The sequence below is a fragment of the Holdemania massiliensis AP2 genome, assembly GCF_000327285.1.
GTDB lineage: Bacteria > Bacillota_I > Bacilli_A > Erysipelotrichales > Erysipelotrichaceae > Holdemania > Holdemania massiliensis.
In genome coordinates this window covers 719,673-732,006 of record NZ_HE998568.1, presented here as the reverse complement: position 1 = coordinate 732,006, position 12,334 = coordinate 719,673, and the positions used below count along the sequence as shown (strand labels likewise).

The following is a 12,334-nucleotide window of genomic DNA, read 5'->3' as shown; positions in this document are numbered from 1 at the left end:
CCTCTTTTCCCCTGGTTAAGACGCGTGAGCATCCTTGTTTTTTAGTATAAATGAAGCTTGCTGGGATGACAAGCAGGCTGTGTTGAAAGTGCAAAAAATAACAAACCAGTGCAAAGCCAACATGATTGCAGCATGATAAAATAGCATTGTCAATAAGTTAACAAAAGGAGGAAAACAAATGAAGAAATTATGTGCGCTGATGTTGTCCGGGCTATTGATCCTGGGACTGGCCGGCTGCGGGGATCAGTCGAAAACACCGGCACAGCCATCAACAGCGAATGCGATTGCAGATGGAACTTATGCCGGTGAAGGCAATGGCCGCGGCGGAATTATCGGGGTAGAAGTCACGATCAAGGACGATACGATTACAGCGATCACGATCACCAAGAATGATGAAACCGCCGGTATTGACAAGGCGATGGATACGCTGACGGAAGCGATTCTGGCAACCAACAGCGTCGATCAGGATGCCGTTTCGGGGGCGACTGCGACATCCAACGGCTTCTTAGAGGCTGTTAATAACGCATTGGCGGCAGCCGGGGCAAGCAAAGAAATGCTGAAAAAGATCGATGCCGGAACACCGGAATCCGCAGAACGGACAGCGAAGGAAGAAACCCATGATGTAGTGGTTATCGGGGCCGGCGGGGCTGGTTTTGCGGCGGCAATTACAGCGAAGATGAACGGCGCCGATGTGATTATTGTTGAAAAAATGCCGATGGCCGGAGGCAATACGCTGATTTCCGGAGCTGAATATGCCGCGCCGGGCAACTGGCTGCAGGCAGCGGAAGGCATTGAAGACAACGCTGAGCTGATGGCGCAGGATATGCTGACGGGCGGCGATCATCTGAATGATCCGGAGCTGGTCAAGGTTGTTGCGGACAATGCCTTGGCGGGGGCAGAATGGCTGCGGGATACCTGCAACGTAGTATGGGAAGACGAGCTGATGTTCTTCGGCGGTCACTCGGTTAAGCGTTCGCTGATTCCTTTAGGCGCCAGCGGAGCTGAGATCATTAAAAAGGAACAGGCGAAAGCCGAGGAACTGGGAATTCCGCTGCTGCTGGATACCCGCGCTACCGAGCTGATCACCGATGAAACCGGCCGTGTTATCGGCGTGAAAGCGGAAGGTAAAAATACCGATTACACCTTTACCGCAAAAAATGTGATTTTAACCACCGGCGGGTTCGGCTCAAATATTGAAATGCGCAAGCAGTATGATCCGCAGATAGACGAATCCATTCTGTCCACGAATTCAGTGGGCTCCACCGGCGACGGCATCACCATGGCGACGAAGGTTGGAGCGAATCTGGTCGGGATGGAATACATTCAGACTTATCCGATCTGTGATCCGACAACCGGAGCCCTGCTGTATTATGACGATGCTCGTCTGTACGGCTACACGGTGATTGTCAACAAAGAAGGCAAGCGGTTTGTCGAGGAACTAGGACGGCGCGACGTTATGTCGATGGCAATTAAGGATCAGACCGGTCATGTTTGTTACGAATTGGTGGATCAGAACGGCTTTGATCTGAGCAAACTGCAGGAAAATCATGCGGCAGAGTTGGATTATCTGACCCAGGCAGGATTGATGGTCAAGGCGGATACGCTGGAAGAAGCGGCAAATTTCTTTGGTATTGATGCTGAAGAACTGAAAAAGACGGTGGAAAATTACAACAGCTATGTTGAAGCGGGTGTGGATCCGGAATTCAACAAGCGCTCGATGCCGGCTAAGATCGAAACGGGACCTTACTACATTGTCAAGGCAGCCCCGGCTGTTCATCATACGATGGGTGGTGTTCAGATCAATGCGAACGCGCAGGTCATCAATCAGGACGGCAACGTGATTGAGGGTCTGTACGCGGCAGGTGAGGTCACCGGCGGCATTCATGGAACCAATCGTTTAGGTTCGGATGCGCTGTCGGATATCACGGTATTCGGACGCATCGCGGGCGAAAACGCTTCAAAATAAGAATTAAAAAAATGATGGCTGATTATCTCTGGGGGGAGAAAGGCCATCATTTTTACTGCATCGCCGTGAAGCACGAAAGATATGATGAACAATACGTTAAAAAAGCGGAATCCATCCGTATTTACCAGATCATCTCCGAAAGCATGATGACAACCGGCAAGGTGAAAAGACAGAGTATGGTGGACAAGCTGACAATTTCTGCACCCAGACTGATATCGCGGTGAAACATCTGGGCAAAAACCGGTGCCAAAGCGGCAGAGGGGGCGCAGGCAGAAACCAGAATCACCGTCCGGATCGTTGCGAAGGTGTCCGGTACCAGACTCAGCGCCGCCAGTAAAAACGCGGGAATCAAAACTAGCCGGTAAACACTGATCCGGTAAGCCGCGATGTTTTTAAACATATGAATAAGCGGACTTTTTGCCAGATAAGCGCCCAGCACCAACATTGCCAGCGGTGTATTCATGGAGCCCAGCGAAGCGACGGCTTCCATGACGGGTACCGGTGGTTTCTGCGGAAGCAGAAAGACAAGCACGCCCACAGCCATCGCCCAGATACAGGGATTGGTCAGAATCTTTTTGAACGTGACGCCCTCCCGGGTACCGGACATCACAATCACTCCATACGTCCAGGCGTACAAATAGAAGCAGACGATGAAGGGCGATAAATAAAAAACCGCTTCAATGCCCAAGAGCCCAGTCACCAGCGGAATTCCGAGAAATCCGGCATTGGAGAAGACCAAGGCGAATTTTTCTACCCGTTCTTCCCGCTTGCACAGTACGCCGGCGATCATGATATTAGCGGCATAGACGGCCAGACTCAGCCCAAAAGCCAGGATCAGTCCCTGCAGCTTTTCCGGCGTGTAGGTCTGGTTAAACGAAGTGATAATTGTGCAGGGAGTAGCCACCATCAGTAAAATATTTGAGAGCCGTGCGGTTGTATCGTCGTTGATTGTTTTTTTGCGGTAAAGCAAAAAGCCGACGCTCATCATCAGAAACATTTTCAGAATTTGATTAAATATCGTGACTGCAGATTCCATAAGGTCCTCCTCAACGCAAAATCTACGCTGGTTTTAATTATAACGAAGTTCGCGTCAGAAAGGATAAGAAAAGTTTCTTTCTTATAAATTTTTTCAGCTTTGCAAAGAATAATACTGAAGTTAAGAAGCTTTATGAAAGGAATAACTGTTTTTCCCTCGCTTTTTAGTTTGATATAAAGCGGCGTCAGCACTTTGATACAGCGTTTCAAAGTCACAGCCATCCTGCGGTGCCAGCGCGATGCCGATGCTGGCGCTCATCATCCAGGTGCAGCCCAGCGCGGTATGCGTTTTATTTAAAGCCTTCGATAAAGCTTTTGCCTTATCTTCAACATCGGCAGAGCCGGTGATGGGAATGAAGACTGCGAATTCATCGCCGCCGATCCGCCCGATAATGTCATCCTGCCGAAACTGGGAGCAAAGCACAGCGGCAAAGTCTTCAATCACCGAATCTCCAAAAACATGGCCGTAACGGTCGTTCGCTTCTTTAAATGTATCAATATCGAAGATGAAAAAAGCAAATTGCTGATTCGGGCAAGCTTGAAGCTTTTGTTCAATATGCCGCCGCGTTGCACTTTTTGTCAGCAGATGCGTCATCTCATCGATCTGAGCCAAAGCCTGAAGCCGTTTTTCCTGCCGTTTTTCAGCATCAATATTCTGCCGATATGTCAGCATGTGCAGCGACTGATCCTTTTCCTGCTGAATGATCCGTGCCGTTATCCGCATCCAGAAATAATCCCCGCCGGTGGAAATCATGAATTCATAGGTCAAAGTATCCTGTCCGTTTTCATACGCGCGGATCACATTGACAGGCGTAAAGGTATCGACATACCCCTGCCGGAATTCCGCTTTGATCTGTTTTTCAGCAACGACCTGCAGGGCCTGATCATAAGGCGTACCGGCCGGCGCACCCAGACTTTCAAAATACTTCTGCGTTTCTGCATCGGCCGGACAATTATGCGTGATGTCCAATTCATAGATGTTGTCAAACAATTCCTCGGTTGCTTTTTCAAAGGTGGACCGTTTTTCCTGTTCAACGGACTGCGTCAGTTCAATAATCTGTTGGTTAAAGCTTCGGATAACCCGTGTGATAATATATAGAATAAAGAGTATGATCAAAACGATGATGAAGGCGGACAGCCATAGCTGCCGCTGCAGTGATTTTAATAATTTACCAGTATCCTGCCGGACAAACAAATGCCATTGCAGCTGTGGAATGCTGCGCGAAATTACGTAATCTCGTCCCTGACTGTCCTGCGGGTCAGCAACCCAGAAAGGACTTGAAGCGTCGCCTCCCTGCCAGTTTAAAACGGCATCCTGTACCTCATCGGGATAGGGATATAATGAAAACAAGTTCACTTTTTCATAGCCGGTGTGGTGCGAGGAAATTTCAATATCTCCGGCGTTATTGATCAAAAATGCCTGTACCTGATACTGTTCCTCATAGCTTTGAATCAAAGCCTGCAGAGAATCAATCTGCAAACCGACGCCGACGATCCCCAAAAGCTGTCCCTGATCATCTGTAATCTTGCAGTTCACAAATACGGTAATCTCGTTATTTTTAGCTTTAACTTCATCGTTGTCGACATTCATTGCATATTCTTGATCCGATTCCGCCATTGTATAATACCAGTCATCTTCCGGGTTTTCCGGTGTGAGAATTCGATCCAGTCCGTCATAATTGTAATAACGCTGAGAAGCGGATGAAACTAAAAATACGGAGTCGTAATTCGTTTGATCATGATAAGTTTTCAGATATTCTGTCAGAACCGCTTCATACTTCGGATTATTCAGATTAGCACTTTCTTCAATTAACGCACTGCGCAGCAGACTGTCGTTCGCCATGGTCAGCGAAATATTAACCGGCTTGGTAAACAACATCGTCATTTGATAATAAATGCCTTCCGAAGTCAGTTCGGATACTTGTTCTATATTTTTGACGGAAGCGGAATAATTCATCTGATAGCTCAGCACAGCCGTGGCTAAAAAGCCGAGAAAAACAACCAGACAGACTAAGATATTGGTTTTCAGTAAGATATTATGTTTCATATTTTCCCTCTTCCTGTATGATGCTTGGATTTCAACTTTATATCTTAATGGGCAGTGTTTTCCAATTGAAATTGTTAATTTGATGGACTCAGCCTTGAGCTGCATGTTTGGTTAGCCTGATCCCGACTGGGATAACTCTATTGTAATTCATATTTCAAAAATCCTGCGAAGATTTTCAGAAAAAGAAAAACTATTTTCGTAAAACGAAACCGGCAGGCATGACGAAAAAACAGAAGTTTTAGCAAAAGGCTTTATTTTGAGTGGGCTTAAGAATCAGACAGAAATAAGACATCTTTGAATAGGACTCAGCTGCGGCTGCGGGAAATCCCCACACGCAGCGCAATGGTGAAGGTCGACTGACCTTAATGAACGATAAGGAACATTTTGCACATATCCATGATCAGAAAGAAGTGCTGCGATTGAATTTTCAGCATGGCTTTGCGGCAGAAAAATTGCTGGTTAAAATGATTTTTCCGCTGCTGCGATTTTAATGAAATCTTAATGCGGTGAAGAAGTCCAAACTGATTGGATGTGATACAATAGCGGCAGAAAAGAGGCGGATAAGATGGAACAGCGCGTGAATCCGGATGTACTGCTGAAGCAGATTGAATCACAATCGCAGCAGGGAACCCGCGGTCATTTAAAAATCTTTTTCGGCTATGCCGCCGGTGTCGGCAAAACCTATGCGATGCTGGAAGCGGCGCATGCCGTCTTGGAGCAGGGGACAGATGTGGTTGCTGGATATATCGAACCGCATGCCCGCCCGCAGACGATGAATTTGCTTGCCGGTTTGGAACTGCTGCCGCCGTTGAAATTGGAATACAAAGGGATTCATCTGCAGGAATTGGATCTGGATGGCGCGCTGAAGCGTCAGCCGCAGTTGATTTTGGTGGATGAACTGGCCCATACCAATGCTGCGGGCTGCCGTCACCTCAAACGATATCAGGATATCGAAGAACTGCTGAAAGCCGGGATCGATGTGTATACCACGGTCAATGTGCAGCATATTGAGAGTCTGAATGATATTGTGGCTTCTATTACCGGCGTGCTGGTGCAGGAGCGGATTCCGGATTCCGTATTTGATGAAGCTGATCAGGTAGAGCTGGTGGATATTGAACCGCAGGATTTGATTCAGCGGCTTCAGGAAGGTCAGATTTATCAAGCTGATCGGGCCAGAACCGCACTGGATCGGTTTTTCTCGGTGGAAAATTTAACAGCGCTGCGGGAAATTGCCTTGCGGCGCACAGCGGACCGGGTCAATCAGACAACGGAAAAGGTGAAGGCGCAGGCTTCAGATTATTATACCGGCGAACATATTCTTGTCTGTCTTTCCGCATCGCCGACCAACGGCCGGATTATTCGGACGGCTGCCCGGCTGGCAAAAGCTTTTAAGGGAAAATTTACAGCGCTGTTTGTAGAAACTTCAGCATTCAGCTCCATGACGGACTCGGATCGTCAGCGGCTGCGCGGCAACATTCAGTTAGCTCAGCAGCTGGGGGCGCAGATCGAGCTGCTGATGGGGGACGATATTCCTTATCAGATCGCGGAGTTTGCCCGTCTTTCCGGAGTATCCAAAATTGTCTTAGGCCGTAGCAATACCCGCCGTCCGCGGTTGGGCTTAGGCCAGGAGTCATTTTCAGAAAAACTCAGCGCGCTGGCGCCCAATCTGGATATTTATATCATTCCAGATCAGGCGAATCAGCCTCAAGCTTACCGCCCGCTCAGGAAGAAACGGCCGTCTTTTCAATTCAACCGCCGTGATACGCTGCTTACGCTGGCGGTGTTGATGATCTGTACTTGTATTTCGCTGGGATTTAGGCAGATCGGCTTCAGTGAAGCGAATATCATAACGGTTTATATTCTTGGCGTCCAGATTATCGCGGTTCTTTTGAGCGAGCAGGGCTACAGTATGATTGCCGCGGTTGCTGCTGTGCTGACGTTTAATTTCTTGTTTACCGAGCCGCGATTTACACTTGATGCTTATGATGAAGGATATCCGATAACCTTTGTGATTATGTTGGCGGCGGGACTCTTAACGAGTTCGCTGGCGTCCAAGATTAAGCGGCATGCCGTGCAGTCAGCCCGTACAGCGTACCGCATGAAAGTACTGCTGGAAACCAGCCAGCAGCTGCAGCAGCAGACCACCCGCCAGGGAATGATTGAAGTCACCGCCAGACAGTTAGTTAAAATGTTGAATAAAACGATCGTCATGTATGATTCTGAGGAAAAGAACGATGCGCGGAGTTTAAGCGAGCCGCAGATTTTTCAGGCGGAGCCGCAGATTTCGGAAAATGAGTTGGTGAACACCAATGAACGCGCGGTTGCGGAGTGGGTATTCCGCAATAATAAACATGCCGGAGCCTCCACCGCGACCTTGGGTAGCGCTCGTTGTCTGTATCTGGCGATTCGTACGGCAGAAACAGTTTATGGCGTGGTCGGCATCGCTTTAAAACAGCGGGCGCTGGATCCCTTTGAAAACAATCTTGTTTTATCCACTCTCAGCGAATGCGCGCTGGCGCTGGATAAAGAAATCCTGGCGCGGCGGCGGCAGGAAGCGCTGACTCAGGCTAAAAATGAACAGCTTCGAGCTAATTTGCTGCGATCAATTTCGCATGATCTGCGTACGCCGCTGACGAGCATATCCGGCAATGCCGGGATTTTACTAAAACGAAAATCACTGCTTGAGGATGAACGCAGCCGGGAATTGATTGCCGATATCGCGGAGGATTCCGCCTGGCTGATCGATTTAGTTGAAAATCTGCTTTCGATCACAAAAATTGAAAACGGAACAATGAGTCTGAACTTACAGACGGAAATGATGGAAGATGTGATCAACGAAGCGCTTCAGCATATCAGCCGGCATGTCCGGGACCATCAGCTTCATCATGAAGAATGTGAAAAGATCGTCCTGGTTCGGATTGATTCTCAGCTGATGATGCAGGTGATTATCAATCTGGTGAACAATGCGGTCCAGTACACGCCGAAGGGATCAGAGATCATCGTAGCTTCCCGGCTTGAGGGGAGCGATCTTGTCGTCAGCGTGGCGGATAATGGCCCCGGTGTGCCGGATGCCATGAAAGAACGAATTTTTGATCTGTTTTATACCTCGCGCGGACAGATTGCCGACAGCCGGCGGGGAATGGGCTTGGGTCTGGCCTTGTGCCAGTCGATTATCCATGCCCATGGCGGTACGCTGAAAGTCCGAGATCAGCTGCCGCATGGATCAATCTTTGAATTTCGGATAAAAGCAGAGGAGGTTCATGCTTATGAATAAACCGTTAATTCTGGTGATTGAGGATGACAAAGCGGTCCGTAATTTGATCACGGCGACTCTGGAAACGCAGGATTACCGTTATCTGACGGCGGGTACAGGACGGCAGGGTATTCAGGAAGCGACGTTGAAACAGCCGGATATCATTCTTTTGGATCTGGGACTGCCGGACAGAGATGGGATTGAGGTCATCCAAACCCTTCGTTCCTGGAGCCGCATGCCGATCATTGTAATCAGCGCCCGCAGTGAAGACCGCGATAAAATTGAAGCCTTGGACGCCGGGGCTGACGATTATCTGACCAAACCCTTTTCCGTGGAAGAACTGTTGGCGCGTGTGCGCGTTACGCTGCGCCGAATGCGTTACATTCAGACGCAAAATGAGGAAAGTCCGATTTTCACCAACGGTGATTTGAAGATTGATTACAGCTCCGGCTGCGTTTGGCTTCAGGATCGGGAACTGCATTTGACGCCCAGCGAATACAAACTGCTGTGTCTGCTGGCGCACAATGTCGGCAAGGTCATGACCCATACTGCGATATTAAAAGCGATCTGGGGCAGTACGCTGGACAGTGATGTCGCTTCATTGCGGGTATTTATGACAACGCTGCGCAAAAAGCTGGAAAGCAGCACTTCCTCTTTACCCTATATCCAGACGCATGTCGGAGTGGGATATCGCATGCTGCGGATTGAGAAGCCGGATGATGACGCGGCTTTGCCGGAGAATAAGCCGCATAGATAGGGAAGGCCGGTTAGATTTTACCGGCGCTGTCATTAAAAAATATGACGGATAGTTAAAAAAATGAATCAAAACCTGCGGAACGTTCAGTTGTCAGCACTGAGGTGTCTTGATAAGATAAAGTCAGGATAGGCCTATCCTTGCGGTACATCTAAAAATGTCCGGCAGAAAGGAAATCAGGATGAAAATCAATGAAATAATCCGCCAGCGGCGGAAGGCATTGGGACTCACACAGGAACAAATTGCTCAGCGCTTGGGGGTGAGCGCGCCGGCTGTCAACAAATGGGAAAGCGGTGCCAGCTATCCCGATATCACGCTGCTTCCGCCTTTGGCTCGTCTATTAAAAATCGATTTGAATACACTTCTTTCGTTTAAAGAGGAATTAACGGAAGCGGAAATCGCTGATCTTGTCCGCGAACTGACACAGGTGATCCAGACGGGACAAGTCGAGGCGGCGTTGATCTATGCTCGGGAACAGGCCGAAGAATATCCAAGCTGTCTGCCTTTGCTTTATGCTTTGGCTTCGGTTTTAAAAAGCTGTTCAATGCTGCTGTCGGAACATTCGGAGGAAGCGGACGCCTTGATTCGTCAATGGCTGGAACAGTGCGCGCAGGGAGAGGATGGACAGGTTCGCGATGGAGCGATTGGATTTTTATTTCTCGACGCTTTGAAACAAGAACAGTTTGAAGAAGCCCGCCAACTGCTGAATCGCTTGCCGCAGCCGCCGATGATCGATAAGCAGCAGCTGCAGGTCAACTTGTATCTGCGCTCCAAGGAAACGGAAAAGGCGTTGGAGATGATGGAACGGCGGCTGATCAAAACTGCCAATGATCTGTCAATGCAGTTGGGAACCTTGGCGAATTTGACGATCAAGGACCAGCCGGAAACCGCACAGCGCTATCTGCAGCTGTGCCGGTGGATTGGTGAACAATTGGATCTGATGCCGTATAATCTGGCTTATGCAGACTGGACAGCCGCGACGGATCGGCAGGACAGCGAAGCTGCGCTGGCCGCATTGGAAGCGATGTTTCAGGCGTTAAAAACACCCTGGATCGCTTCACATTCCGCCCTTTATCCGCATATTCAGGATCAAAATGACATGAGTACGTTCGGTGCGCTGCTCAGCCAATCGCTGCTGAAAGCTCTTCAGCAGGATGAAACGATGCAATTTCTTCGTCAATCTCCGCGTTATGAACAGGTCCTTCATAAGCTTCACGAAATCACAGAATCTCACATTGAAAAGTAAGCTGCATCCATAAAAAATCAAAAGCGAAGACTGCCGTTTGGGCAGTCTTCTTTTCTATACTTTGCAAGTCAGCCGGCAGCGTGAATAGAAAAATCGTTTGCGGATTTTGTCTTAATGCAATCTTAATTTCAAAGTCATAGATCCTAGCACTATCCTAATTCCCCTGATGCTAAACTTTCTTCATCCGTAAGAGGAGGGAGCAAGATGCAAATTGTGATCGGATTGATTGGAATCGCCGCGGCGGCGGTTCTGATCTACTTCGTTGTTGTGCTTATGAAAGGAGAGAAGCTTGGATGAATAACGCTATTCCAATGACTTTCTACGTCATTATTTTAGTGGCGCTCGCATTTCCGTTAGGCGGATATATCGGCAAAGTAATGAATGGCGAACCTGTTTTTCTCAGCCGAATTCTGAAGCCGGCTGAGCAATGGATCTATCGCTTGCTGCATGTTGATGCGGGCGAGCAGATGAGCTGGAAGAAATATGCCCTGTGCACAGTGGTTTTCAGTGTTTTCTGTTTAATCGGATTGATGGGCATGCAGATGATTCAGCAGTTTCTTCCGGGCAATCCGGAAAATCTGCCGAATCCGTCATGGCATCTGGCATTCAATACAGCTGCCAGCTTTATGACCAATACCAATTGGCAGGCATACAGCGGTGAAAGTACACTGAGTTATTTCACACAGATGATGGGGCTGACAGTTCAGAACTTCGTTTCCCCGGCCGTCGGCATTGCGGTGTTGTTCGTCTTGATCCGCGGCTTTGTCCAGGTCAGAAAAGAAGGCTTAGGAAGCTTCTGGACCGATGTAACACGAATTCTATTATACATTTTAATTCCCTTGAGCGTGGTCTTGACCTTGGGGCAGGTTTCCCAGGGCGTTGTTCAGAACTTTAAGCCTTATGAAACAGTCAGTCTGGTGGAACCGATTGTGCTAAAGGACGGGACTACCGTTACAAAGCAAATTGTACCGATGGGACCGGCGGCCAGTCAGATTGCGATTAAACAGCTGGGAACCAATGGCGGCGGTTTCTTCGGCGTTAATTCTGCCCATCCGCTAGAAAATCCAACGCCGTTTTCCAATTTGCTGGAAATGATCTCACTGCTGTTGATTCCGGCTGCCTTATGCTTTACCTTCGGCCGCAATGTAAAGGATAAGCGGCAAGGCTTTGCACTGTTTGCCGCGATGACGATCGTACTGGTTGTCTGCTTGGGGCTTGTCGCATTCTGCGAACAAAACGGAACACCGCAGCTGGCGCAAAACGGCGCCGTCAATCTCACGGCGGTTAATCAAGCGGGCGGAAATATGGAAGGTAAGGAAACCCGCTTTGGGATTGCCGCTTCATCCACCTGGGCCGTCTTCACAACGGCGGCTTCCAATGGTTCGGTGAATTCCATGCACGACAGTTATACGCCGATCGGCGGTATGATTCCAATGTTATTAATGCAGCTGGGCGAAGTCATCTTCGGCGGCACGGGCTGCGGCCTTTACGGAATGATCGGGTTTGCTATCCTGACAGTGTTTATTGCCGGTTTGATGGTCGGACGGACACCGGAATATCTGGGGAAGAAAATTGAGCCGTTTGAAATGAAGATGGCGGTTCTGGTTTGTTTGGCAACCCCAGTCGCGATTCTGATCGGCAGCGGCATTGCTGCGCTGCTTCCGGAAGTCGCAGATAGTTTAAACAACCCGGGAGCGCACGGTTTGTCGGAAGTGCTGTACGCTTATTCGTCGGCCGGCGGCAACAATGGTTCTGCATTTGCCGGCTTTAACGCCAACACGGTTTTCCTCAATGTGTCGATTGGGCTTGTGATGATCTTCGCACGGTTTGTTCCTATGCTGGCAACCTTGGCGATTGCCGGCAGTATGGCGAAGAAGAAAACCGTCGCAGTCAGCGCGGGTACCCTGTCAACGTGCAACGTCATGTTTGTGTTTTTGCTGATCTTCATTGTTCTGCTGGTCGGCGCTCTGAGCTTCTTCCCGGCGCTTTCGCTGGGGCCGATTGCAGAGTTCTTTGAGATGATCGCTTAATGA

The 12,334-nt window shown here is 49.1% G+C and carries 7 protein-coding genes; 5 read left to right on the top strand and 2 right to left on the bottom strand.

Features of this window, described 5'->3' with window-relative positions:
• The first annotated feature begins 178 nt into the window (after positions 1 to 178).
• Complete coding sequence (locus BN162_RS11200) at positions 179 to 1,966, top strand: flavocytochrome c (protein ID WP_020225200.1); 1,788 nt, start codon at positions 179 to 181, stop codon at positions 1,964 to 1,966.
• A 121-nt stretch (positions 1,967 to 2,087) separates the two neighbouring features.
• Here BN162_RS11200 and BN162_RS11195 read toward each other — a convergent pair whose 3' ends face one another.
• Together BN162_RS11195 and BN162_RS11190 are read right to left on the bottom strand one after the other, a co-directional pair.
• Positions 2,088 to 3,002, bottom strand: coding sequence for an AEC family transporter (locus BN162_RS11195; RefSeq protein ID WP_020225199.1), 915 nt, complete (start codon positions 3,000 to 3,002; stop codon positions 2,088 to 2,090).
• Between the two features lie 120 nt (positions 3,003 to 3,122).
• On the bottom strand, positions 3,123 to 5,048 hold the full coding sequence (locus tag BN162_RS11190; protein WP_020225198.1) for a sensor domain-containing diguanylate cyclase: 1,926 nt from the start codon (positions 5,046 to 5,048) through the stop codon (positions 3,123 to 3,125).
• Positions 5,049 to 5,613: 565 nt separating this feature from the next.
• Here BN162_RS11190 and BN162_RS11185 point away from each other — a divergent pair.
• The 4 genes from BN162_RS11185 to kdpA all read left to right on the top strand — a co-directional run bounded on the left by BN162_RS11185 (position 5,614) and on the right by kdpA (position 12,331).
• Positions 5,614 to 8,322: a sensor histidine kinase gene (locus BN162_RS11185; RefSeq protein WP_020225196.1), complete on the top strand. Its 2,709-nt coding sequence runs from the start codon at positions 5,614 to 5,616 to the stop codon at positions 8,320 to 8,322.
• A complete protein-coding gene (locus tag BN162_RS11180) occupies positions 8,315 to 9,058 on the top strand; it encodes a response regulator (RefSeq protein WP_020225195.1) in 744 nt (247 codons plus the stop codon). The genes BN162_RS11185 and BN162_RS11180 overlap by 8 nt, the downstream gene beginning before the upstream one ends.
• Before the next feature lie 178 nt (positions 9,059 to 9,236).
• Positions 9,237 to 10,301 carry a helix-turn-helix domain-containing protein gene (locus BN162_RS11175; RefSeq protein WP_020225194.1) on the top strand — a complete coding sequence of 355 codons (1,065 nt, stop codon included), beginning with the start codon at positions 9,237 to 9,239 and terminating at the stop codon, positions 10,299 to 10,301.
• A 293-nt stretch (positions 10,302 to 10,594) separates the two neighbouring features.
• The gene (kdpA, locus tag BN162_RS11170) at positions 10,595 to 12,331 is read left to right on the top strand and encodes a potassium-transporting ATPase subunit KdpA (protein ID WP_020225192.1); all 1,737 of its coding nucleotides are present in this window, start codon (positions 10,595 to 10,597) and stop codon (positions 12,329 to 12,331) included.
• Positions 12,332 to 12,334 lie beyond the last annotated feature (3 nt).